This is a genomic window from Cognatishimia sp. (assembly GCF_964229375.1).
Lineage (GTDB): Bacteria > Pseudomonadota > Alphaproteobacteria > Rhodobacterales > Rhodobacteraceae > Cognatishimia.
This window is the reverse complement of sequence record NZ_CAXREH010000082.1, coordinates 1-24,048: the sequence shown is the minus strand read 5'-3', so window position 1 is coordinate 24,048 and position 24,048 is coordinate 1. Positions and strand designations below refer to the sequence as shown.

Annotated in this window: 25 protein-coding genes; 15 read left to right on the top strand and 10 right to left on the bottom strand. The window is 57.0% G+C overall.

Annotation, left to right across the window (positions count from 1 at the left end):
* The first annotated feature begins 37 nt into the window (after positions 1–37).
* Positions 38–1,531, top strand: coding sequence for an exodeoxyribonuclease VII large subunit (xseA, locus tag ACEQWH_RS06530; protein WP_370229040.1), 1,494 nt, complete (start codon positions 38–40; stop codon positions 1,529–1,531).
* Between the two features lies 1 nt (position 1,532).
* Here xseA and ACEQWH_RS06525 read toward each other — a convergent pair whose 3' ends face one another.
* Together ACEQWH_RS06525 and ACEQWH_RS06520 are read right to left on the bottom strand one after the other, a co-directional pair.
* Entirely contained in the window at positions 1,533–1,928 is a 396-nt protein-coding gene (locus ACEQWH_RS06525) for a hypothetical protein (RefSeq protein ID WP_370229038.1), read from the bottom strand.
* A 44-nt stretch (positions 1,929–1,972) separates the two neighbouring features.
* Positions 1,973–3,010, bottom strand: a complete 1,038-nt coding sequence (locus ACEQWH_RS06520) for an alkane 1-monooxygenase (protein WP_370229036.1) — start codon at positions 3,008–3,010, stop codon at positions 1,973–1,975.
* 189 nt (positions 3,011–3,199) lie between these two features.
* Here ACEQWH_RS06520 and ACEQWH_RS06515 point away from each other — a divergent pair, with 189 nt between their 5' ends.
* From ACEQWH_RS06515 to ACEQWH_RS06495, 5 genes are all read left to right on the top strand, one after another.
* Positions 3,200–4,885, top strand: coding sequence for an NAD(P)H-dependent oxidoreductase subunit E (locus ACEQWH_RS06515; RefSeq protein ID WP_370229034.1), 1,686 nt, complete (start codon positions 3,200–3,202; stop codon positions 4,883–4,885).
* 97 nt (positions 4,886–4,982) lie between these two features.
* A complete protein-coding gene (locus ACEQWH_RS06510) occupies positions 4,983–5,660 on the top strand; it encodes a lysoplasmalogenase family protein (protein ID WP_370229033.1) in 678 nt (225 codons plus the stop codon).
* A gap of 67 nt (positions 5,661–5,727) precedes the next feature.
* Entirely contained in the window at positions 5,728–6,846 is a 1,119-nt protein-coding gene (gene ftsY / locus ACEQWH_RS06505) for a signal recognition particle-docking protein FtsY (RefSeq protein WP_370229031.1), read from the top strand.
* A gap of 60 nt (positions 6,847–6,906) precedes the next feature.
* Positions 6,907–7,809, top strand: a complete 903-nt coding sequence (locus tag ACEQWH_RS06500; RefSeq protein WP_370229030.1) for a DMT family transporter — start codon at positions 6,907–6,909, stop codon at positions 7,807–7,809.
* A 42-nt stretch (positions 7,810–7,851) separates the two neighbouring features.
* Positions 7,852–8,466 carry an inner membrane-spanning protein YciB gene (locus ACEQWH_RS06495; RefSeq protein WP_370229028.1) on the top strand — a complete coding sequence of 205 codons (615 nt, stop codon included), beginning with the start codon at positions 7,852–7,854 and terminating at the stop codon, positions 8,464–8,466.
* Between the two features lies 1 nt (position 8,467).
* On the opposite strand, the gene ACEQWH_RS06490 is transcribed toward ACEQWH_RS06495, so the two are convergent.
* Entirely contained in the window at positions 8,468–9,151 is a 684-nt protein-coding gene (locus ACEQWH_RS06490; protein ID WP_370229026.1) for a glutathione S-transferase N-terminal domain-containing protein, read from the bottom strand.
* A gap of 377 nt (positions 9,152–9,528) precedes the next feature.
* On the opposite strand from ACEQWH_RS06490, the gene metZ reads away from it, so the two are divergent.
* The 5 genes from metZ (at position 9,529) to ACEQWH_RS06465 (ending at position 15,504) form a co-directional block, all read left to right on the top strand.
* Positions 9,529–10,716, top strand: a complete 1,188-nt coding sequence (metZ, locus tag ACEQWH_RS06485; RefSeq protein WP_370229025.1) for an O-succinylhomoserine sulfhydrylase — start codon at positions 9,529–9,531, stop codon at positions 10,714–10,716.
* A 166-nt stretch (positions 10,717–10,882) separates the two neighbouring features.
* Positions 10,883–11,983 carry a GTP cyclohydrolase FolE2 gene (gene folE2, locus ACEQWH_RS06480; RefSeq protein WP_370229023.1) on the top strand — a complete coding sequence of 367 codons (1,101 nt, stop codon included), beginning with the start codon at positions 10,883–10,885 and terminating at the stop codon, positions 11,981–11,983.
* Between the two features lie 52 nt (positions 11,984–12,035).
* Positions 12,036–12,425, top strand: a complete 390-nt coding sequence (locus tag ACEQWH_RS06475) for a lysozyme inhibitor LprI family protein (protein WP_370229022.1) — start codon at positions 12,036–12,038, stop codon at positions 12,423–12,425.
* A 50-nt stretch (positions 12,426–12,475) separates the two neighbouring features.
* On the top strand, positions 12,476–13,924 hold the full coding sequence (locus ACEQWH_RS06470) for a TrkH family potassium uptake protein (protein WP_370229020.1): 1,449 nt from the start codon (positions 12,476–12,478) through the stop codon (positions 13,922–13,924).
* Positions 13,924–15,504 (top strand): 5-guanidino-2-oxopentanoate decarboxylase, encoded by a 1,581-nt coding sequence (locus ACEQWH_RS06465; RefSeq protein ID WP_370229018.1) that lies wholly within the window; start codon positions 13,924–13,926, stop codon positions 15,502–15,504. Before ACEQWH_RS06470 ends, ACEQWH_RS06465 begins: the two co-directional genes overlap by 1 nt.
* On the opposite strand, the gene ACEQWH_RS06460 is transcribed toward ACEQWH_RS06465, so the two are convergent.
* The 6 genes from ACEQWH_RS06460 to ACEQWH_RS06435 all read right to left on the bottom strand — a co-directional run bounded on the left by ACEQWH_RS06460 (position 15,501) and on the right by ACEQWH_RS06435 (position 20,528).
* Positions 15,501–16,538 (bottom strand): low specificity L-threonine aldolase, encoded by a 1,038-nt coding sequence (locus ACEQWH_RS06460; RefSeq protein ID WP_370229017.1) that lies wholly within the window; start codon positions 16,536–16,538, stop codon positions 15,501–15,503. The two genes, ACEQWH_RS06465 and ACEQWH_RS06460, sit on opposite strands and share 4 nt — an antisense overlap.
* Entirely contained in the window at positions 16,539–17,009 is a 471-nt protein-coding gene (locus ACEQWH_RS06455; protein ID WP_370229016.1) for a YcgN family cysteine cluster protein, read from the bottom strand.
* Entirely contained in the window at positions 17,006–17,938 is a 933-nt protein-coding gene (locus ACEQWH_RS06450) for a bifunctional riboflavin kinase/FAD synthetase (RefSeq protein WP_370229014.1), read from the bottom strand. Before ACEQWH_RS06450 ends, ACEQWH_RS06455 begins: the two co-directional genes overlap by 4 nt.
* A 107-nt stretch (positions 17,939–18,045) precedes the next feature.
* Complete coding sequence (locus ACEQWH_RS06445; protein WP_370229012.1) at positions 18,046–18,489, bottom strand: MaoC family dehydratase; 444 nt, start codon at positions 18,487–18,489, stop codon at positions 18,046–18,048.
* Between the two features lie 111 nt (positions 18,490–18,600).
* Positions 18,601–19,491, bottom strand: coding sequence for a TIGR01459 family HAD-type hydrolase (locus tag ACEQWH_RS06440; RefSeq protein ID WP_370229011.1), 891 nt, complete (start codon positions 19,489–19,491; stop codon positions 18,601–18,603).
* 116 nt (positions 19,492–19,607) lie between these two features.
* Positions 19,608–20,528 (bottom strand): manganese-dependent inorganic pyrophosphatase, encoded by a 921-nt coding sequence (locus tag ACEQWH_RS06435; RefSeq protein ID WP_370229009.1) that lies wholly within the window; start codon positions 20,526–20,528, stop codon positions 19,608–19,610.
* A 191-nt stretch (positions 20,529–20,719) separates the two neighbouring features.
* Here ACEQWH_RS06435 and ACEQWH_RS06430 point away from each other — a divergent pair, with 191 nt between their 5' ends.
* On the top strand, positions 20,720–21,379 hold the full coding sequence (locus ACEQWH_RS06430) for a DUF2161 domain-containing phosphodiesterase (RefSeq protein WP_370229008.1): 660 nt from the start codon (positions 20,720–20,722) through the stop codon (positions 21,377–21,379).
* Here the strand turns inward: ACEQWH_RS06430 and ACEQWH_RS06425 are convergent.
* Positions 21,376–21,741, bottom strand: coding sequence for a DoxX family protein (locus ACEQWH_RS06425; RefSeq protein ID WP_370229007.1), 366 nt, complete (start codon positions 21,739–21,741; stop codon positions 21,376–21,378). The two genes, ACEQWH_RS06430 and ACEQWH_RS06425, sit on opposite strands and share 4 nt — an antisense overlap.
* 112 nt (positions 21,742–21,853) lie before the next feature.
* On the opposite strand from ACEQWH_RS06425, the gene ACEQWH_RS06420 reads away from it, so the two are divergent.
* From ACEQWH_RS06420 to groEL, 3 genes are all read left to right on the top strand, one after another.
* On the top strand, positions 21,854–22,720 hold the full coding sequence (locus ACEQWH_RS06420) for a LysR family transcriptional regulator (RefSeq protein ID WP_370229005.1): 867 nt from the start codon (positions 21,854–21,856) through the stop codon (positions 22,718–22,720).
* A gap of 225 nt (positions 22,721–22,945) precedes the next feature.
* Positions 22,946–23,233: a co-chaperone GroES gene (locus tag ACEQWH_RS06415; RefSeq protein WP_370229003.1), complete on the top strand. Its 288-nt coding sequence runs from the start codon at positions 22,946–22,948 to the stop codon at positions 23,231–23,233.
* A 43-nt stretch (positions 23,234–23,276) separates the two neighbouring features.
* Positions 23,277–24,048 (top strand): chaperonin GroEL (groEL, locus tag ACEQWH_RS06410; RefSeq protein WP_370229002.1); only part of this gene is annotated, 772 nt, incomplete at its 3' end.

Below are 24,048 nucleotides of genomic sequence, written 5' to 3'. Positions count from 1 at the left end.
TCTAAGCTGTGTCCGGCAATACATCAAGCGAGGCCAGATGTCAGATCTGATCGATGATCCACGAGAGGGCGAAAATGCCCCAGAGTTTTCCGTTTCCGAACTTTCTGGAGCGATTAAGAAACTCATTGAAGGCACGTTCAGCCACGTCAGGATTCGCGCCGAGATCGGACGGGTCAGTTTTCCACGGTCAGGTCATGTCTATCTGGACCTGAAGGACGACAAATCGGTGATTTCCGGTGTGATCTGGAAAGGTGTCGCCTCACGGCTGCCGATGCGACCCGAAGAGGGGATGGAGGTCGTTGCAACCGGGCGGCTGACCACGTTTGGCGGCCAGTCGAAATACCAGATCGTCATCGAAGACATGAAGCCAGCGGGCGTCGGCGCGTTGATGGCAATGCTCGAGAAACGCAAAGCTCAGCTGTCGGCCGAGGGATTGTTTGATCAAAGCCGCAAGCAGCCGATTCCCTATCTGCCTTCGGTCATTGGTGTTGTGACGTCGCCCTCAGGCGCGGTGATCCGCGATATTTTGCACAGGCTTCGGGATCGTTTTCCCAGCAAGGTGCTGATCTGGCCGGTTGCCGTTCAGGGCGAAAAATGCGCGCCCGAGGTGGCGCGTGGCATCGAAGGGTTTAACGCGCTGACCCCCGGTGGGGCTTTGCCGCGGCCGGATCTGATCATCGTTGCGCGGGGCGGCGGGTCTGTTGAGGATCTTTGGGGCTTTAACGAAGAGATCGTGGTGCGCGCTGCTGCGGCCTCGGATATTCCTCTGATTTCGGCTGTCGGGCATGAAACCGACACCACGCTGATTGATTTCGCCTCTGACAAACGTGCGCCAACTCCGACCGCTGCGGCAGAACTTGCGGTGCCGGTGCGACTGGAATTGATGGGGTGGACGGACGAGCAAGGCGCGCGGCTGACGCGGGCGCTGACGCAGTCGATCACGCAACGCGGCCAGCGGCTGCGCGATCTGGCGCGGGCGATGCCCCGGATTGAAACCCTGTTGGACAGCCCCCGTCAGCGACTGGACCGCGCGGCTGAAAAGCTGCCGGATGCGCTGCGCCGCTCTGTGGACACGCGCCGTTTGAAGCTGACCGAGGCTGCGGCCTCTTTAAGGCCCACCAACCTTCGGCGGGCAGTGGAGGCGAAACGTGAGGCCCTTGGGCGTCGGGCGGATCGTCTGTCGTTGCGCCCAATCGAGCGCGACATAGCGGTCAAGAAAGACCAGCTTGCCGCGCTGACGCAACGGTTTGCAACGGCTGCGAGCACGCAAACCAAGTCCTTGAAAGATCGTCTGGACCACCTTGACCGCCTGCGTCTGACTTTGGGATATGAGGCGACGCTTGAGCGGGGATACGCGGTTGTCTGGGATGGTGACGCGGTCGTGACATCGGCCAAGGCAGCGGCCAAAGCAGCGGCGCTTGAAATCCAGTTTGCCGACGGACGCCATTCTGCAGGCGCGACTGCAAAACCTGTTCGCAAGACGGCGAAACCTTCGTCCTCAGATGCGTCAGATCAGGGCAGCTTGTTTTAGCCTAGACCCCGATTTCAGGCCCCAAACACAGCATGTCCTCTTCGGCACCGGTGATTTCATAAAGCGTGGTACTGGCACTGTCGCCGGTGAATTTTGCAGACAGGCCGCCGGGTTCCAGAAAGAACTGCCAGCACTGAGGATCCGGGTTGTCTTCGTAGACAAAACAAATGTCCTGCCCGCTGGCGAACCAGCGCCCTTCCTGACATTGCCCGTCAAGAAAGCTCCAGCGTACGCGGCGCTGATCCAGATATTCTTCGGCGCCATAGCGGGTGCCGCCTTCGGAATAGTAAAGGGTTTTGCCGCGGGTATATCGGTCAAACGCCTCGGCACTCATCGGCGTGTCGGCAAAAGCGAATGTGGTCTGAAAGGTCAGGGCGAGGGCAACAAGCTGTCTCATTCCGACAGCCTGCCAAAAGCCTGCGGTACAATCCAGTTTTCTTTTCAGGGCTGGCTGACGCCGTTCACCTCGGCGACGCGGTGATCCATCAGATGCCGCCACAAAGGCGGGAACAGCGCGATGATGCCCATCACAGGCAAGGACCGCGGTAGGATCGGCATGCGATCTTCTTCAATGCGCAGGTTCGGATAGGGGCGCGTAGGGTTCAAATGGTGGTCTGAATGGCGCGGCACATTCAGCATCATGGCCGAGCTGAAAACCTGCGGCGCATTCCAGCTGTGCTGTGCGCCAACCGGTTCCAGCTTGCCATTCGCCAGTTTGCGGCGCTTCAGCCCGTAGTGCTGGATATAGTCGCTCGCCAGATGCTGAAGCGTGGCATAAAGCGACACCGCAATCAGCGCGCCAAAGCCAGCCCAGCCCGCAAGGGCAAAAGAGACGATAACGGTGACCAACGTGCCGATCCCGTACCAGACATAAGGATGGGTCCATTTTGGGCTGGGGGTTTTTGCCCGCGCGCGCATCGTGTTTTCCGCCTGAAGGCCCGCCATAAACGATCCCCACCAGGCGCGGGGCCAGAATCGATAGACGCTTTCACCCAGCCGCGCCGTGTTCGGGTCGCGCAGGCTGCCAACCCAGGTGTGATGGACCTTAGTGTGGGCCGATGCGTGGTGGCCAAAGAAAATAGAGCTGTAAACCGCGATTCCCAACCGGTTAAGCCAGCGCGAGCCTCGATGGATCAGCTCGTGGGCGTTGGCGTTGCTGACCTGCCCAAAGTACTGACCGAAAAGCACAAAACACGCCAATCGCTCCCAGATATTCAGGCCGGTTGTCCCGCTGAGCGCAAGGATCGCAACCACGATCAACCCCAGATGAGTGAACCCCAGAAAGATGCACAAAGCCGTGCTGGCCGGGAATTCTTCATGGGTGTCTTTGTCGGTCGCCGCGTATTGGATCAGCCGGTCCATGATGAACACAAAGACGGTCAGATAGAGCACGGCGATCACAGCCCAGATGCCGCCCAGAAAGCCGGCAAGAGCCAAAAGGAAGACCGGCACAGCGGTCGCCAGTGTGAACCATAACATGTCGCTTTATCTCCACCTGATCGTGGGTTCCAATCGGGGTATGACGTTTAACTTAGGAAATTTTGTGCCACAAGCGAGGCCAGTCTTTGATAAATGCAACGCGAAACATTCAATGAATGTCGTTTTGAGTATAAGGTGGGCTGCTCAATTTGTGTATTCAAAGACCAAGTTCATTAATGGAGCACCCAAATGGCACTCGACGAACGCAAAGGTGTTTGGAAATCCGGCAAAGGTAAGGGCCGGCATACCCCTAAGGGGCGGCAGGTCGATGACACCGCGCTAGAGCAGGTGCGCGCCTTGATTGGCGAGCGTCCGCGCGACCGTGATTTGCTGATCGAGTATCTGCATCTGATTCAGGATGAATACGGCCATCTGTCTGCGGCACATATCCGTGCGCTGGCCGAAGAGATGCGCACGGGGCAAGCCGAGGTTTATGAGGTTGCGTCCTTTTATGCGCATTTTGATGTCGTGCGCGAAGGCGAGACTCCACCGCCTGCCTTGACGATCCGCGTCTGTGACAGCCTTTCCTGTGAATTGGCCGGTGCGCAGCAATTGCAAAAAGCGCTGGAAGACGGTCTGAACCCTGACGAAGTACGCGTTGTGCGCGCGCCGTGTATGGGCCGCTGCGACACTGCGCCTGTGCTGGAAATCGGCCACAACCACATTGACCACGCCACAGTGGACAAGGTGACCGCCGCGATCGACTCGGACGACACCCATGCGCATGTTCCGACCTATGAAACATATGCGGATTATGCGGCCGAGGGCGGATACGAGACCCTGAAAGACCTGCGCGCCAATGGCGATTGGGAAGCGGTACAAGCCAAGGTCAAAGACGCTGGGCTTCGTGGTTTGGGCGGGGCGGGCTTTCCGTCTGGCACCAAATGGGGATTTGTGCGCGCCAACGAAGGGCCACGTTATCTGGCCGTAAATGGCGATGAAGGCGAGCCGGGCACCTTTAAAGACCGCTACTACCTGGAGCGGACGCCGCATGTCTTCCTTGAGGGTATGTTGATCGCGGCTTGGGCTGTCGAAGCGGAAAAAGCCTTTATTTATATGCGTGATGAGTATCCGGCCGTGCTGGAAATTCTGCGCCGTGAGATCAAAGCGCTTGAGGACGCGGGCCTTGTTGATCAGGGCTATATCGATCTGCGACGCGGGGCAGGTGCCTATATCTGCGGCGAAGAAAGCGCGATGATTGAAAGCATCGAAGGCAAACGCGGCGAGCCGCGCCACCGCCCGCCATTTGTAGCGCAGGTCGGCATCTTTGGCCGTCCGACTTTGGTGCACAACGTCGAAACGCTCTATTGGGTCGCAAAGATCAACCGCGAAGGGCCAGAGTGTCTGAACTCGGTTGAAAAGAACGGGCGCAAAGGCCTGCGCAGCTATTCTGTGTCCGGCCGTGTGAAGAACCCGGGCGTGCATCTGCTGCCCGCAGGCTCCACGATCACCGACATCATTGAAGCTTGCGGTGGCATGCTGGATGGCCACAGTTTCAAAGCCTATCAGCCGGGCGGTCCGTCGTCTGGTCTGCTGCCTGCATCAATCAACGATGTGCCGCTTGATTTTGACACGTTGCAACCGCTTGGCACCTTCATCGGGTCTGCGGCGGTGGTTGTTTTGTCTGACAAAGACAGTGCCAAAGAGGCGGCTCTCAATATGCTGAAGTTCTTTGAGGACGAAAGCTGCGGGCAATGCACGCCGTGCCGTGTGGGGTGCGAAAAAGCCGTCAAACTCATGAGCCGCGACAGCTGGGATACAGGCCTTCTGGAAGAGCTGAGCACAGCGATGGTGGATGCGTCGATCTGTGGTCTGGGTCAGGCCGCACCGAACCCGATCCGGTTGACGATCAAGCACTTCCCCGAAGAAATATAGACCTCGGTTTATCTAAACTCTTCTAAAGAACGCAAAGTAAAGCGCGCGAATCCCGCGCGCTTTGCCTATTCTGGGTCAAGGTAACGATTGAGCAGCCATGACGTTCTTAGAAGAAATCGCCCTGCGCCAAAGCCTGTTTTGGGGCGGCGTAACCGTAAGCCTTGTGACAGCACTTTTGTTTGCTGTTTTTGCCTGCTGGCGTGGTCCAAGCTGGTGGAAAACCATCTTAAAGGCGCTGCCGGTTGGGGCCTTGGTGTTTGCCGGAATTGCCAATTTCGCCAATCCGCTTGTGATCGCAGGTCTGGCGCTGTCGCTTGTTGGCGACGTGGCTTTGTCACGCGCGGGGCAGCGGGCGTTTTTGATCGGGTTGATCGGCTTTGCAGCGGCGCATGCGGTTTATATCGTTTACTTTTTTGACCTTGCCAGTGGCACGCCGCCACTTTTGGCCGCTGCGATCATCGTCGCTTTGGCTGCGTCGACGGAACTGTGGCTCAGGCCGCATACGGGCGATTTGAAATGGGCCGTCCGTCTTTATGTCGTGCTCATTTCCCTTATGGGCCTCACAGCCATCTCTATTCCTGCGCGAGATTTGGCCTCGTTGGGGGCGTTGTTGTTCATATTCTCGGATCTGCTTTTGGCGATCCAAGTGTTCCGGCGGGATGCGCGATCCAAGCTTAATGTCCCGATATCCATCGCGCTTTGGGTGACCTATGCCTTGGCGCAGGTGGCAATTCTGATCGGGGCGGGGTTTGCGCAACCCTTGGTGTCGCTCTAGGGTGTATGGCCTCTTTTCACTCTGGCCGCGATTGACTACATGTGGGTGAAATCAAGTCGAGGCCCCTATGGCGTTATTTTCCAAGCTCCGCGCGCGTTTATTTAAGTCTTCTTCCCGTTTGGAAGAGGGGTTGGATGCCATCGTTGAAGATGGTGGCGAGGAAACCGTAGCCGAGGCACCCGAAGCCCCCGAGGTTGAGGCGACTGAAACGCCTGTGGAAACCCAACCGGAGGCGCCTGCTGCGACCCAGCCTGCTGCACCTGAGCCTGTGGCCCAAAAGCCCGCCGAAACCCCGTCGCGCGGGTTGCTAAGCCGTCTGACGGGCGCAGCTCCGGCCAAGCCTGTTGTGCGCCGCGAGTTGGATGACGACATGCTAGAGCAGCTTGAAGAGCTGTTGATCGCCTCTGACATGGGCGTGGATACGGCTTTGCGTGTCACGGCAAACATCGCCGAAGGGCGGTTTGGCAAACGCTTGTCCACCGAGGAAATCAAATCGCTGCTGTCTGATGAAATCGCGCGTATCATGGACAGCGTTGCAAAACCTCTACCGCTTTATCCCAAGAAACCCCAGGTGGTGCTTGTGGTGGGCGTGAATGGGGCCGGTAAAACGACCACGATCGGCAAGTTGGCCAGCCAGTTTACTGCGGCGGGAAAGTCGGTGGTTATTGCTGCGGGCGATACGTTCCGCGCGGCCGCGGTCGAGCAGCTTCAGGTCTGGGGCGATCGTGCTGGTGTGCCGGTTTTGACCGCGCCCGAGGGCTCTGATCCGGCAAGCCTTGCCTTTGATGCCATGACGCAAGCCGAGGAAATGGGCGCAGATCTGTTGATGATCGACACCGCCGGTCGTTTGCAGAACCGTCAGGATTTGATGGAAGAGCTGGCCAAAATCGTGCGCGTCATCCGCAAAAAAGACGAGACCGCGCCGCATAATACGGTGCTGGTTCTGGATGCAACCACGGGCCAGAACGCGCTGTCTCAGGTCGAGACGTTCCAAAAGCTGGCTGATGTGTCGGGCCTTGTGATGACAAAATTGGATGGCACAGCCAAAGGCGGTGTGTTGGTTGCGCTGGCCGATAAGTTCGGCCTGCCGATCCACGCGATTGGTGTGGGTGAGACGATTGATGATCTGGATGCCTTTGACCCGCAGGACTTTGCCCGCGCTTTGACGGGTTTTGGGGATGAGTAACCAGTACCGGCAACAGCCCCGCTGCCGTGGGGCGCGTGACGCCATGAGGCAGCGCCGGTTGTGAGCGAGTGGTTCACATCTCTCGAAGGCACCGAGGCCGGGCATCAGCTGGCCCTGTCCCTTGCTCTTCTGGCAGCGTTTCTGCACGCGGTTTTCGGTGCTTTGCAGAAGGGGCGTCATGATCCCTGGCTCAGCCGTGGCGCTATCGACTTAAGCTATGGGCTGATGGCCGCGCCGTTTGCCTTGTTTATTGTGCCCTGGCCTGAACCTCATATGTGGCTGATCTTTGTGGGCGCTTTCGTCATTCATGTCGGCTATAAACTGCTGCAGGCGTTCACCTATACCAAGGGCGACTACACCGTCGTCTATCCTGTGGTGCGCGGCACCGGGCCGCTTTTTGCCGTTATCGGGGCCTATCTGATCTTTGGCGAGACCTTTACCGGCATCCAATGGCTGGGCGTTGCGGTGTTGTTGACCGGTATTTTTGGGCTGGCGGCCTATAATCTGGTCTTTCTGCAGTCAAATCGTGACACGCTGCCCGCGGCGTTGATGCTGGCCTTGTTCACTGGATTATTTGTAGCGCTTTACACCACTTATGACGCCTACGGCATCCGCGCGACGGCGGACCCTTTCACCTTTTTGGCCTGGTTTTTCATGATCGACGGCATCTTTATGCCGCCTATTGCCGCCTGGATGTATCTGCGCATGGAGAACCGTCCCGCCCTTGGCCCTCTCGCAGTCAGGGGCTTCTTTGGCGGTTTGACGGCCTTCGCGTCTTTCGGTTCGATCATGTTGGCGACCCGTCTGGACAAGGTTGGCGAGGCCGCGGTCCTGCGCGAGACCTCGACAGTTTTTGCGGCCCTCATTGGCGTGGTTTTCCTGAAAGAAACCGTCGGGCCAAGGCGCGTCGCTCTCATGGCTTTGATCGCAGCCGGGGCGGTCATTGTTGAATTGGGTGGCTGAGGCGATATATCGGCTGCGACGACCTTCATAAAGGACACCACAATGGCAGGTAAGAAAATCCACCCAATGCTGAAGTCGGCTTTGGAGTTTGGGCCGATCATTTTGTTTTTCATCGGCTATCTGCGGCTGCGTGATCAGGTCTTTTCGATCGGTGGCAATGACTATGACGGCTTTATCATTGTAACCGCTGCCTTCGTGCCGCTTTTGGCGCTGACCACCTTTATTCTGTGGCGTCTGACAGGCCATCTGTCCAAGATGCAGATCGCGACTGTGGTTCTGGTCGCCGTTTTCGGCGGGCTTTCCGTTTGGTTGAACGATGACCGATTCTTCAAGATGAAACCGACCATGATCTATGTCCTGTTCGGTGGCATTCTTGGGTTTGGCTTGCTGCGCGGCAAAAGCTATCTGAAATTTGTGATGGAAGAGGCGCTGCCTTTGGAAGACGAAGGTTGGATGATCCTGACACGTCGCCTGACCGGGTTTTTCATCGGTCTTGCGCTGTTGAACGAGGTCATCTGGCGCACGCAATCAACGGACACGTGGGTCTATTTCAAAACCTTCGGCCTGACGGCGGCGGTCTTCCTGTTTTTTATGACGCAGGCGGGTGTCTTTACCAAATATGGCATCGAAGAATCTGAGGACGAAGCGCAGAGCTAGGTCAGGCGTGGTCTGGAAACAGATCCCGAACCACCCAAGTGTCGCTTCGATCTCCGCGCAGGCCCGCCAACAGAGCCCGTCCGCGCCGCACGGCGGGTCTGGCCCAAACGGTTTTGAGCCAACGGGCGAGGTTTGGTTTGTCGTCTAGCGTCTGCTCTTGTCCCTGCCAGAGCGAGGCCCACGGCCAGATCGCCATGTCCGCAATCGTATAGTCAGCGCCAGCCACAAATTCCGTCTCGGCCAGCCTGCGGTCCAGAACACCGTAAAGACGCGCGGTCTCGTTGCGGTAGCGGTCTTTGGCATAGGCGATATCTTCGGGGGCGTATTTCAGAAAGTGATGCGTCTGGCCCGCCATTGGCCCGACGCCACCCATCTGCCACATCAGCCATTCTTCGACGGCCACGCGCTCTCGTTCATTTTTGCCGTAAAACCGTCCAGTCTTGCGTGCGAGGTATTGCAGGATCGCGCCGCTTTCAAACACCGAGATCGCGCCGTCGACGCCGTCGTGATCTATGATCGCGGGCATTCGGTTGTTGGGCGCAATGCGCAGAAAATCGGGCGCAAACTGGTCACCTTTGCCGATGTTGATCTGATGAACCGTATACGGCAGGCCGAACTCTTCCAACGCTATCGAGGCTTTCCATCCATTGGGTGTTGGCCAGTAATAAAGATCAATCGGTGTCATGTGCTCTCCCCTTCGCAAGCGGCATCATGCCCGATGAAAGGTGCCCCGCCTAGAGGGGAGTTGTCTCTGTGCGTCCAAGACGTCGGGTATATGAAAATCCCGCGTCGATTTCAGCCGGGGCAGGGCCTCAGCTTCTTACGCTCGGCAATGCCGTAGCCGTGCAATGTCTGTGGGAAAATCTTGTTACAGTTGCGCGATGCGGTTGACGCTCTTGCCGCGTCGACGTATGAGATCTGCGTGGCGATTTGTAACCGGATTGCGGGCCACGTGGGACTGAGATGTCCCCGAATTCCGCTAAAGAGGTCAGACCGAAGGGACCCCCTTACGCTGGCCGTACGGGGGTTTTTTGATGCGCGATTGGCGCCAAGGAGTGGAAGATGAACGACTGGAGCAAACGGACGAAACTTGTGCATGGTGGCACACGTCGGAGCCAGTACAACGAGGTCAGCGAAGCGATCTTTATGACGCAGGGGTTTGTCTATGACAAAGCCGAAGACGCAGAGGCGCGCTTTATCGAGACTGGCCCTGACGAGTTTATCTATGCCCGTTATGGCAACCCAACCGTGGATATGTTCGAAAAGCGTATCGCGCTGCTGGAAGGTGCCGAAGATGCCTTTGCCGCAGCGTCGGGCATGGCGGCTGTGAATGGTGCGCTGACCTCATTGGTGACCGCGGGCGACCACGTGGTGTCGGCCAAGGCGCTGTTTGGCTCTTGTTTGCACATTCTGGAAAACATTCTGTCCAAATTCGGGGTCGAAGTCACCTTTGTAGACGGCACCGATCTGGATGCCTGGCGCGCAGCGGTTCGGCCTGACACCAAGGTCTGTTTCTTTGAATCGATGTCCAACCCGACTCTCGAAGTGATTGACATCGAGGGCGTCGCAAAGATCGCGCATTCCGTTGGGGCGACGGTTGTCGTGGACAACGTGTTTTCTACGCCGGTTTACTCCGAGGCGATTTCTCAAGGCGCGGATGTTGTCGTCTATTCCGCGACCAAGCACATTGACGGCCAGGGTCGCGCGCTGGGCGGCGTGATCTTGGGGACCAAGGACTATATTCGCGGCACGCTTGAACCCTATATGAAGCATACCGGTGGCTCTCTTAGCCCGTTTAATGCCTGGATCATGTTGAAGGGTCTGGAAACCATCGAACTGCGGGTGAACGCACAGGCCGAAAGCGCCCTTAAGATCGCAGAGGCGGTTCAGGGGCATCCGGCGCTTGAGCGCGCGATCTATCCGGGGCTGAAAGATCATCCTCAGAACGCGCTGGTGCAATCACAACTCAGCGGATGCGGCGGCACAGTGCTGTCACTGGACATCAAGGGCGGTAAAGTGGCTGCGTTCAAATTCCTGAATGCGCTGACGATTCCGGTGATTTCAAACAACCTGGGCGACTCAAAATCGATCGCGACCCACCCGGCGACGACCACGCACCAACGTCTCAGCGAAGAGCTGCGCGCCGAGCTGGGGATCACTGCGGGCCTGATCCGGTTCTCGGTCGGGCTTGAGGGCACGGACGACCTGATCAATGACATTCGAGTCGCATTAGAGGCCTCTCAGGTCTGATTGGCGCCTGCAAAACGGCTGCGACATAGAATAAGATACTGAAAAGGGCATGATCTATGTGCCCTTTTTCTGTTTTTCCGGGCTGCCATGCGCATTTGGCGGGAGAGATTGGCAATTTTTGGTGCGACGCTTTAAGTTAGTCGCAGGTAGCGTTAGGGAAGTGCCGATGAACATGCACCCATCCAAGTCAAAGTCCGAGCTTAGCCGGGACGAGGCCAAAGAGGCCCTGCAAAAGCTGCGCGCCTGGGCCAAAGATGCATCCCCCACAGAAATCGCTGAGCTTGAACCCGCGATTGCGCGTCTGTTGCCGGGACAAGAGGTTGCGAATTATCCCGAGCTTTCTCGTGAATATCCCGAAGACTTCCGTGTGGATGCGGACTATCGCGATACCTTGCCTGATCTTCAGAACGGCCCCACCAGCCTGATCAAAGGCGCCAAAAAACAGATCCAGCACGTTGGCATTTCCAACTTTAGATTGCCGATTTCCTATCGCACGCGCGAAGGCGGTGATGTGACGCTTGAAACCTCTGTGACAGGCACGGTCAGCCTTGAAGAGGACAAAAAGGGCATCAACATGTCCCGCATCATGCGCAGCTTTTATAAGCACGCAGAAAAGACGTTCAGTTTCGAAGTGCTGGAACACGCGTTGGCCGATTACAAAGCCGATCTGGACAGCTTTGATGCGCGCATTCAGATGCGGTTGCGGTATCCGATGAAAATCCCCTCCCTGCGCTCGGGGCTGGAGGGGTATCAGTACTATGACATTGCTATGGAAAAGGTGGATGTGAACGGCAAGCCGCTCAAGATCATGCATCTGGACTATGTGTATTCTTCGACCTGTCCATGTTCGCTCGAGCTGTCTGAACATGCGCGCCAGTCGCGGGGGCAGCTTGCGACGCCGCATTCCCAACGGTCTGTCGCACGGATTTCGGCGGTGACGATGCCGATCCAGAAGCTTTGGTTTGAGGATCTGATTGATATGGCCCGCCGCGCGGTGCCAACCGAAACCCAAGTGATGGTCAAACGCGAAGACGAGCAGGCCTTTGCCGAGCTGAACGCAGCCAATCCGATCTTTGTTGAGGATGCCGCACGCCTGTTCTGCGCCGAGTTGCAGCAAGATGACCGCATTGGTGATTTCCGCGTCATTGCGAGCCATCAGGAAAGTCTGCACAGCCATGATGCGGTGTCGATCCTGACCGAAGGCGAGACGTTTGAGTCAGGCTCAATCGATCCGAAACTTTTCACGACTTTGTTCCACGTCGGCTGATCTGAACGATTTTCCCTGCTAAGCTCACCTGTGAATCGCTTTAGGGGGTAATATGCGTAAATTTCTGTTTCTGATTGGATTTCTGGCCACGCCGCTTGCTGCACAAGAGGTGGATTGTTCGAATGCGGTGACGCAGGTCGAGATGAATTTCTGCGCGGCCCAGTTTTATGGCTATGCCGACGAAGACCTGAATCTGGCCTATAAACTTGCCATGGCGCAGGCCAAGGAAATGGACAAATACATTGCCGAAGACGAGCTGCCGTCAGCCACCATGCTCAGAGATGCGCAACGTGCCTGGATTTCGTATCGCGATCTGGCCTGTGCAGCCGAAAGCACGCTTGTGCGCGGTGGATCGATGGAGCCCCTGGTCTTTTACAGCTGCCTAGAGCGTGAAACCCGCACGCGGACGGAAAGTCTGCGGATCTTTGGTGAAACCAACTAGTCGCACGCTATGAGTTGACACTGGCCAAGGTTCACGCCAACGCTGCGCCTATGATCGACCTAAGACCTGTCGGATATGTTGTTGGCCTGATGGTGGCCATGCTGGGCGTCGCGATGTTGGCGCCCATGGTGATGGATATCGTCGACGGGCAGGGGCACTGGCCAGTGTTTGCTGAAAGTGCCTTGTTTACCACTTTAGTCGGCGGGCTGGTGGCGCTGGCCTGTCAGTCTGGAAATCAGCAGGGGTTGTCTTTGCAACAGACCTTTATGCTGACGACGGGCGTCTGGCTGGCCCTGCCGATTTTCGGGGCCTTGCCCTTTATGCTTGGCGCGACCGAAGCGCGATTTGTCGACGCGTTTTTTGAGGCGATGTCGGGGCTGACCACCACGGGGTCCACGGTTTTGTCCGGTCTGGAAACCCTGCCGCGTGGCTTGCTGTTGTGGCGGGGCATTCTGCAATGGCTGGGGGGGATCGGTATCATCGTTGTCGCGATGGTTTTCCTGCCGGAGCTCCGGGTCGGGGGTATGCAGATCTTTCGCTCCGAAGGCTTTGATACCATGGGGAAAATCCTGCCGCGCGCAACGCAGATCTCGGCGCAGATTTCCAGCATCTATATCTTTCTGACAGCGGCCTGCGTTGTGGTCTATCTGATCTTTGGGATGTCGTTCTTTGATGCGTTGGTGCATGCGTTCACTACTGTGTCGACCGGCGGATTTTCAAACTATGACGCTTCGTTTGGCACGTTCAGCGGGCCGCTCGAATATGTTGCCACGATCTTTATGTTCCTCGCAGCTCTTCCTTTCGTGCGTTATGTGCAGATGGTGAATGGCGCCTCTGGCCCATTGTTCAAAGACTCGCAGGTGCGCGCCTTTCTCGCGACCATCCTTGTGCTGGTTGTGCTGTCGACGGTCCTTTTGACGTCGACCTTTGCCTATCATCCGGAAAAAGGCTTCCGTGAAGCTTTGTTCAACATCACCTCGATCATTTCGGGCACGGGATACGCCAGTGCTGATTATATGACCTGGGGCAGCAGCCTGATCGCCATGTTCTTTTTCATCGGCCTGATCGGCGGCTGCGCGGGGTCAACGGCGTGTTCTATCAAGATCTTCCGTTATCAGCTTTTGTTTTCGGCGATCCGGGTGCAAATCCTGAAAATTCATGCCCCCAACGGGGTGTTTACACCGCGCTATGCGGGGCGGGCCGTCAGTGAGGACGTGCTGAGTTCTGTGATGGTGTTCTTCGTGTTTTTTGTTGTGTCACTTGGTGTTCTGGCTGTGTTGTTGGCCATGACCGGGCTTGATTTTTTGACCTCTGTTTCGGGCGCTGCTGCGGCGATCGCCAATATCGGGCCGGGGTTGGGGGATATCATTGGCCCGTCTGGGAATTTTGGCGCTTTGAATGATACTGCCAAATGGCTGCTGGCCATTGGCATGTTGGTTGGACGGCTCGAGCTTTTGGCCGTCTTTGTCATGCTTACCCCTCAATTCTGGAGAGCCTAATGAGCAAACGCCCCCTTGGAGCGCAGATTTCCCACATGCTGAAGGCGCGTGGTGTGGACGTGATATTCGGTATTCCGGGTGTACATAACGTCGAGATGTACCGTGGGATCGAAGAAGCGGGCATCACCCATGTTCTTGCCCGCCACGAGCAGGGCGCGGGGTTCATGGCCGATGGCTATGCGCGGGCCTCAGGCAAGCCTGGGGTGGCCTATGTGATCACGGGGCCGGGGCTTTGCAATGCGATGACCCCGATGGGGCAGGCCTATAGCGACTCGGTTCCGGTTTTGGTGATTTCCTCCTGTCTGGATGAAACTGCGTCCTACAAAGGGCAGCTGCATCAGATGAAAGACCAAGCAGGCGCGGCGGCCACCGTCTGTGACTGGAGCCACGAAGCCTATACGCCTGAGGCGGCCTATCAGTTGATTGAACGGGCCTTCGCGGAATTCAAAACCTCGCGGCCGCGCACCAAGCATATTCAGGTGCCGATTGCATTGGCCGGCGCCGACGCGCTGCCTGCACCTGCACCGCAAAGCCTGAGCGCAACGCAGGCACTGGATTTGGCCAAAGTCGCGGAAGTGGCACAGCGCCTGTCGGCAGCAAAACGGCCCCTGTTTGTCTTTGGCGGCGGTGCCAAACACGCCTCTGCTGAGGCGCGGGCGATTTTGGCGAAAACGAAGGCTGCGTCCTTCTCGACCTATGCTGGGCGCGGCGTGGTGTCACCTGAGGATCCGCTGTCTTACGGCGCGACTCTGGCACGCCCTGCCAGTGCCGACGTCATTGCGACGGCCGATCTGGTGATTGCCGTCGGCACAGAACTGTCCGAAGTCGATCTGTGGCGGCGTGATCTTGGCCACCGCGCGGACCTGATCCGGGTTGATATCGATCCGATGGTCCTTGCAGATCAGCACCGCAACGATGTTCAGATTTTGTCGGATGCGCAGGCATTCCTTGCAGCGCTTGACGCAGAAACCGGCGCGCAAACCTCGGATTGGAAGGCGGCGGACGTTGCCAAATCCCGAGACATCTGGCGCACCGAGACGGATGCAGAGCGGCCAGGTATTGTCGCCATCTGTGACGCTCTGAGGGCCGCGCTGCCGTCTGATGCGATGTATTTCTCTGATATGACTCAGTTCGCCTACGTCGGAAAAGAGGTCTGGGACATGGACCGACCTGGCCATTGGCACCACCCCTCAGGCTTTGGCACATTGGGCTATGCTCTGCCTGCGGCCATCGGCGGTGCTATGGCGCGCCGCGGCCAGCCCACGGTCTGTATCGCGGGGGACTATGGCTTTCAGTATACCGTACAGGAATTGGGCGCAGCGGTTGAGATGGGTCTGGGGTTCCCCATTCTGCTTTGGGACAATGCGAAACTGAAAGAGATCGAGGATTCGATGGTGCGCAGCCAGATCGCGCCAAATGCAGTGACTGCGCTTAATCCGGACTTTCTGGCACTTGGACGGGCCTATGGTTGTCACGCCGTCGAGCCGACAAGTTTTGCCGAGCTGACGGCCGAGACGCTGAAAGCCTTTGACGCGGATCGTCCGACAGTTATTCGGATGACCCCCGCGCTAACGGCCTAGGCCTTTACGATTGCGATGAACTGATCGATCAGATCGTTGCTGATGGCCCAATCACACACAAGGCGCGCTGGAAGCAGCGCGTCGTCTGCTCCGTCCAGGTCACCGCTCAGCAGGTAATACATCGCGCCGGCCTCTTTCAGCCGCTTATGGGTGCCACGCGGCATCTGGCAAAAGATCATGTTTGCCTGCGGTTCGTAGTCAAACACCACGCCGGCCTCGCGCAATCCCGCTGTCAGACGTGCGCAGTTGTCATTGGCCTGACGCGCCGTGGTTTTCCAAAGATCGTCCGCCAAATAACCCTTAATTTGCGCAGACAAATAGCGCAGCTTTGAAAACAGATGCGCCCCCAGTTTGCGGCGCAACTCGAATTCCCAGGCCTTTTCAGGGTCAAAGATGACGACGGCTTCAACGCCCATACAGCCATTCTTGGTGCCGCCAAAGCTGACAGCATCCACTCCTGCGCGCCAAGTCATATCAGCAGGGCTGCAATTAAGAGCCACCAGCGCATTGGCAAAACGTGCGCCATCCAGATGCACAGGACAGCCAAATTCCTTGGCCGCCGACGCCAGCGCGGTCAGTTCGCTTAGGGAATAGATCTGGCCGAACTCGGTCACCTGAGTGATCGATACCGGCCCGCGTTGGGCACCATGCACACCCAGAACGCCTGTGGCCTCGATACGCTTGCGCAACACCTCTGGATCGATCTTGTCGCCATGCCCGACAGTGGTCAGCTTGGCCCCACTGTAAAACTCGGGCGCGTTGCATTCGTCCATCTGGATGTGAGAATGGCGCGCGCAGAAAATCGTGTCCCAAGGGTTTGACAGAACGGCCAGAGCCAAAGAGTTTGCTGCGGTGCCAGTTGGCACGAAATGCACCATCGCCTCGGGGGCTTCGAAAATCTCGCGGATGTGGGCCTGAACTTCGGCCGTCAGGGGGTCGTTGCCATAGCCCATGGCGTAGCCTTCATTGGCCTCGGTCAGCGCGGCCATGACTTTGGGGTGGACGGTTCCTGCGTTGTCAGATGCGAAATACATTTACTGCGGCTCCTCGATAATATGATCTTCCCACTCGTCTTCGGGGATCTCCCATTCCGATACGGTCATATCCTGCACCGAAACACCAGCCTCATGCACCGTTTCCGCACGACCCGATATCAAAGGGTGCCACGCAAACAAAGGTTTGCCTTCCCACAAAAGCCGATAGGCGCAGGTCTGGGGCATCCAATAGGCGTGGCTGTCGATATTCTCGGGGCTAAGAACGATACACTCGGGAATGAACTGGTGCCGGATTTCATATTGCGCGCAGCGACAGGTGCTGTCGTCCAGCAGTCGACAAGCCACACGGGTCAGGGCGACCTCGCCTGTGTCTGCATCTTCAAGCTTGTTCAGACAGCATTTGCCACAGCCGTCGCACAGCGCTTCCCACTCTTTCGGGGACATTTTGGTCAGGGGTTTCCTCTCCCAGAACCTTTTACCCAATCCGGTGCGGTCTATCGGGTCGCTCATAGGGCGCTCAGAATGGTGCGGCACTCTGCGCAATCTGCGTCCATCTGAGCAATCAGCGCGTCCAGCCCATCAAACGTCAACTCCGGGCGCAGGAACTCGACCAGCGCGACCGAGAGTTGCGCGCCATAGAGATCACCTTTGAAGTCAAAGAGGAAGGTTTCGATGTTCGCGGTGTTTTCGCCAAACATCGGACGCACACCCACCGAACTCGCGCCGTGATAGCTGCCTGCATTGGGGCCATCCAGAACATCGACCAGCACGGCATAGACTCCAAATTTTGGCGGGTGCAGCCCGTCGATTGACCTGTTGGCTGTCGGGAACCCCAGGTCGCGACCCCGTTGTTCGCCGCCAATGACCGGGCCTTCGATGCGGTGCCAGTGCCCCAGCATCGCTGCAGCATCGCGGGGGCGCCCGTCGCTGAGAGCATTGCGGATATTGGTCGAGGACACTTGCTGATCGCCGCCTGTCACCAGCGGTGCGATGGTCACGCCAAAACCCAGCTCTTTGCCCAGTGCAACCAGATCCTCTGCAGTACCTTTGCGCCCTTTTCCAAAACAGAAATCCGCGCCAACGACCACGTGCCGCAGACCCAGACCGCTGACAATCACATCCTGCGCAAACTCGCGCGGGCTGAGACTCGCAAGGGATTGATTGAACGGCAGCTCATACAGGCATTCCACACCCAGTTTTTCCAAGCGCGTTGCCCGTGCATCAGGGCCGGTCAAACGGAAAGGCGCTTGTTCGGGCGCGAAATAGGCGCGCGGATGGGGTTCAAAACACATAACCCCAAGTGGCGCATCCGGCGCGGCGGCCTTCGCCAGCGCGATCACCGATTGATGTCCGATATGAACGCCGTCAAAATTGCCGATCGCGACGCTTGCGCCGCGGTCTTCATTTGAGATGAATTGATAGTCTCGCAGTATCCGCATGGGGCACAGCGTTAGCTGTCTGCGCCCAGCCGTGCAAGGGGCTTTGGACCAGAGGCTTTCATCTTGTCATAATTACTCATGCAAGACCGCGCAGACCCGCGGTGGCGTTAGTCAAACTTGCGCGACGGCGCCATCACCATGGCTTCGCCAACAAGCACCTTTTTGCCATCCACGATGCAACGACAGTCCAGCTGAACGCGCCGTTTGCCAATTTCGATGCCAATAACCTCGACTTCGGCAGTCACCAAGTCGCCCGGGCGCACGGGGGCCAGAAATTTCAGGTTCTGGCTCATATAGATGGTGCCGTGACCCGGAAGCTGCTCTCCGATCACCGCAGAGACCAGCCCGGCGGTCAGCATGCCGTGCGCAATGCGGCCCTGAAAGATCGTGTCCTGCGCATAGTCGTCGTCCAGATGCACAGGGTTTCGGTCGGTCGAGACCTCGGCGAATTTTTGGATATCCTCGTCGGTGACCACTTTGCGCACATAGCGCATCATGCCCATTTCGATGTCTTCGATACAGATCGTACCGCGTGGGAAATTGTCCAACATAGGATCCTCCGCAGATCGAGCGCACAACAATTGCACGTGAATCAGTTTGCTTGCGAAATTTTATTACTTCGCAGCTGCAGAAAATCAAGCATTTTCGCCGGATATTTTGCCCTAGCGCAGGAAACCGATGGCAAATTGCGGGAACCGTTCTTCTTTCGCCACATAATCGGCCAGCGCATCTGGCTCGGGCTGATATTTTGTTTTGGTTTCCGCAGCCGCCAGACCGCCAGTGATGAACAGAGCGTCAATATCTTCGCCAAGCGCGCCGGCGACATCGGTATGGATGCCATCGCCAATCGCAAGGATTCGCGTGTCGGGAATATCCGCCATTTTGCGCGCATTGGTCACCTCGGCCAAACGGCGACGCGCCAGATCATAGATAGGAGGATGCGGCTTGCCGAAATAAAGGCTCTCGCCGCCCATCTCGGTGTAAAGCTTGGCCAGCGCGCCCGCGCACCATTCGCGCACTTCGCCACGGTCCACGATGATGTCCGGGTTGGCGCACAGAAGTTTCATGCCCTTTTGTTTGGCAAAAAGAAACGCAGGGCGGTTCACTTCGGGATCAGCCATCGTATCGTTGGGGCCGCAACAGACAATGCCCTCGGCCTCTTCAAGGGGCACAATTTCAATATCGAGCGGATTGTCGAGCACGTTTAGTGGCTCAAAAAAGCCCTCGTCGCGCTGCCATTCCCCCATGAAATGCACCTTCTGTCCGACGGCGCCCTGATACATCGCCGATCGCGCAGAGTCGCCTGAGGTTGAAATCGTGTCATAGGCATCTGCGGGCACACCAAAGCTGGCCAGCTGTTCGCCAACCCCTTTGCGTGGCTTGGGAGAGTTTGTCACCAGCACCACAATGCCGCCTTTGGCGCGATAGTCTTGCAAGGCTTTGACCGCCTCGGGAAAGGCCGTGATGCCATTGTGCACACAGCCCCAAAGATCGACGAACAACGCGTCATAGCGGTCAGAAATCTCGGAAAGATGTTCGATGATCTGGGTCATTTCAGGGCCTTTGCCAATCTGGGGTCTGGAGTGTGTATGCCCGAGCTATGACAGATTTACTACGGGCAAAAAAAGAGCGCCTCTTGGGGCGCTCTTTTCTGTGGGTTCGGGTGTGATCAGACCTTGAGGTTCGGAATGATCTGCTTTTTGCGGCTCATGATGCCGGGCAGGACAACTGTGTCGCCAGCAACCGTCGCGCCAAAGCTTTTCTCGGCAACGCCTTTGACCAGATCGTTTGGCACCAGCAGCGTGGCTTCTTCTTTCAGGATGTCGACGACAAACAGCAGAACCTCATCTACGCCGTCCTCGGATTTGACGGTGGAATAGGTCTCCATCAGGCTGTCTTTGCGGTTCAGCGGGATCTCTGGTGCGGTGGTTTCCAGAACCGACACGCGGAACTTGGTGCCGTCGACTTCGTATTCCTTTGAGTCCATGCGGATCAGCTCTGCGTCCGAGAAGGCAGAGACATCTGATTTCGCCGCAAACATCTCGGCCGCATAGTCGGTGATGTTCAGCCCCAGATCAGCCGCCAATTTTTCAGCGACGGCTTTGTCGTGATCCGTTGTGGTCGGGGAACGGAATTCCAGCGTGTCAGACAGAATGCAGGTCAGGGCCGCGCCTTTGATGGCCTCGGGCATTTTGGCTGCATCTTCGCCCATCAGATCGATCAGGATGGTGGCCGCGCAGGCCAGCGGGCGGATGGTGATGTCAATCGGACCTTTGGTTTCCAGACCGCCAACCAGCTTGTGGTGGTCGATGATCGCCTGAATGTCGGCGCTGTTGATGTTTGCCGGCAGCTCGGCCGGGTTGTTGGTGTCAACAATCACCACCGGCGCGTCGTCCGCCACATCGTCGATGATACGCGGCTTTGGCAGATCCCAGCGCGCGAGCATAAAGGCCGCTTCGGTGTTTGGCTCGCCCAGAAGCACGGCTTCAGCGGCGGTGCCTTTGACCTCGTTCAGATACCACGCCCAAACGATGGCAGAGCCGGTTGTGTCGGTGTCAGGGGATTTATGGCCAAATACTAGGGTTGTCATCGTGATGTCCTTGGTTTGCCGCGGCGGCTGTCAATTTTGCGGGCGTTATAGGCCCGACACGCTGGCTTGTCACGGGCAGATATGTCGCGGAGGAGGGCGATACCCTCTTGGCCTGACGGCCAATTCACCCGGGATATTTTTAGCAAGAGAAAGAGGTGGGCTTGGGGCGGGCTGCGGGGTAGCTTGGGGACATGAAAGAGACGGATCTATATCTGCCGGTCAAGGCCTGGCTTGAGGGGCAGGGGTTTGAGGTAAAGGCCGAAGTGGGGGCCGTGGATGTGATGGCCTGTCGCGAAGGCGAGGACCCGGTGATTGTCGAGCTGAAGGTGGGGTTTTCATTGATCCTGTTGCAGCAGGCTGTGGCGCGGCAGAGGGTGAGTGATTGGGTCTATGTCTGTGTGCCGCGCTGGAAGGGGAAATCTGGGTGGCGGACGTTTAAGGGCAATGTGGGGCTGTGCAAGCGGCTGGGCGTCGGAGTTCTGTCGGTGCGCCTTGAGGATGGGCACGTGCAAGTGCATGCGGATCCAGCCGAGTTTAGGCCACGCAAGAGCAAGCCGCGCAAAGGGGCTTTGCTGAAGGAATTTGAACGGCGAGAGGGTGATCCGAACCTGGGCGGTACGCGCGGCAAGGTAGAGACGGCTTACTTGCAGGAAGCGCGGCGCTGTGCGGCGTATTTGGCGGAGCATGGGCCAAGCCGGGGGGCTGAGGTGGCGAAGGCTGTTGGGGTGGCGAAGGCGACCGCGATTTTGGCGGCCAACCATTATGGGTGGTTTGAGAAGGTTTCGCGCGGGGTTTACGGGGTGACGGCCACCGGTAAGGCAGCCGTTCAACCAAATCTTGAGGCCAACTAGGATGCCTGATTGCTTTTCAATAGACTGCTGATTTGATCGCGGTGCAGATACAGAACGGCAGTACACATCAGCCCAAGTATGATAGCAGGGACGGCAGACGGGCCGATGATGAACCAATGAGTCAGCACAGCGCCAACCATTGTTCCACCCAGAAGCGAGGCGCCAAAGATCTGGCGGTTTGGCCACCACAGCGATGCGGCTCCGACGACTTCGATGACGCCGGTCACGTATCGAAACCATTGCCCAAAGCCGACGGCTTCAAAGCTTTCTATCATCATTGGGGCACCTGCGAGCTTTGCGCCACCAGCGCCGATGAATACCAGTGTAAGGAGGGCGCGCAGGCCAAGTGAAAAATAGGTCATGTTTCGGTTCAAACTTTCGTTTTCGTTGCTTTGCATCAAATTGTATGCTGATAAATTGTAAATCAATGCGCGCTTTTGTGCATTGAGTGCGCGAAAATTGTACAGGTGAGCTTTGGAAAGATGGACTGAACTTCGTGCGGCCTACCACGTTGCAAAACTGGGCACCGTTAGCGCTGCGTCTCGTGCATTGGGCACGCATCGGGCAACCATCAATCGCCATATCGATGTGCTGGAGTCTGAACTTGGTAGTCGCATTTTTATTCGAAATGCGAAGGGCTACGTTCTCACAGAGTTCGGCGAAGAGTTCGTAAAGATCGCAGGAAAAGCCGATGAATTGTTCCAAGACCTGGCGGGCAGGGCCAAAGGCAGCGACGGTGATATTCAGGGCGAGCTTAAACTCACGACGGTATTGCCTCTTTCGAATTTGCTTATGGCGTCAATCGCGACATTTCGCCAAAAGAACGCAAATTGCAAAGTCACGGTCACAACAACCGAGGATCTGGAGCGGCTTGAGTACGGCGAAGCGCATATTGCCTTAAGAGCAGGTTTGAAGCCGGAGCATCCAGATTATGTGGTGCAGAGTCTTGGGACTGTTTCACTTAATCTGTACGGCAGCCAAAGCTATCTGTCGCGCTTTGAAGCGCCCCCGAGTGCTGAGGAATTGGAGCAACTTGCATTTGTTATGCCACCTGATAACGCACGCGGGCTCGCAATCTGGGCTTGGATCAAGGCTCGTGTTCCAGAGCCAAAAATCGCAATCGAGGCCAATGACCCAATGGTGATCAAAGAAGCGGTTTTTGCTGGGCTTGGACTTGGGGTTCTCAGCGAGATTGACGCTGCGGAGAGTGGCGAACTTTTTGCGGTCCTTCCGACTCAAGAAGACTGGAAAATTCCGTTGTGGCTAGTGACGCATGTGGACCTACACCGAACCGCAAAAGTGCAAGAAATGTTGGCGCTCTTAAAGGAATCGCGCGGCTAGACCGTTATCACGTGACCGGTTTCGCGACGATTGCCACGAACAGTACTGCAAAAGCGAAATGTCTAATTAAAAGCGTGCATTTGCTTTGGAAGATGAAATCTCCCAACACACCCGTTGACTCATCCACACCCACCTCCTAACTATGCGCTGTTAGCACTCGCCGATTGGGAGTGCTAACGACTCCGCTGAGGGAGTCAGGGAGACACTTTGTTAGGGAAACCTATAATGGCACTTACACCTCTACACGATCGTGTGTTGGTTCGTCGCACCGAAAGCGAAGAAAAAACTGCAGGCGGTCTTATCATTCCAGATAGCGCGAAAGAAAAGCCAGCAGAAGGCGAAGTTGTTGCTGTGGGCGCAGGCGCGCGTAAAGACAGCGGCGAGCTGATCGCTCCGGCCGTTTCCGCAGGCGACAAGGTTCTGTTCGGCAAATGGTCCGGCACCGAAGTCACCGTCGACGGCGAAGAGCTGCTGATGATGAAAGAATCCGACATCATGGGCATCCTGTCCTAAGTCGTCGATCAAACATTTAAGAATTTCAAAGAGGTAAAGCACAATGGCTGCTAAGGACGTAAAGTTCGACACCGATGCCCGCAATGCAATGCTGCGCGGCGTGAACATCCTCGCGGATGCTGTCAAAGTCACCCTGGGCCCAAAAGGCCGTAACGTAGTTCTGGACAAGTCTTTCGGTGCGCCACGCATCACTAAAGACGGTGTTTCCGTTGCCAAAGAGATCGAACTGGAAGACAAGTTCGAGAACATGGGCGCGCAGATGGTGAAAGAAGTTGCTTCTCGCACCAACGACGAAGCGGGCGACGGCACAACAACTGCGACCGTTCTGGCGCAAGCGATCGTTAAAGAAGGTCTGAAGCAAGTTGCGGCTGGCCTGAACCCAATGGATCTGAAGCGCGGCATCGATCTGGCGACTGCAAAAGTTGTTGAAGCAATCGTAGCGTCCGCACGCGAAGTCAAAGACTCTGACGAAGTTGCTCAGGTTGGCACCATCTCTGCAAACGGCGAAGCGGAAATCGGTCGTCAGATCGCAGACGCGATGCAAAAAGTTGGCAACGAAGGTGTTATCACCGTTGAGGAAAACAAAGGTCTGGAAACCGAGACCGACGTTGTTGAAGGTATGCAGTTTGACCGCGGCTACCTGTCCCCTTACTTCGTGACCAACCCAGACAAGATGACTGCAGACCTTGAGGACTGCATGATCCTGCTGCACGAAAAGAAACTGTCTTCCCTGCAGCCAATGGTTCCACTGCTTGAGTCTGTGATCCAGTCGCAGAAGCCTCTGCTGATCATCGCAGAAGATGTTGAAGGCGAAG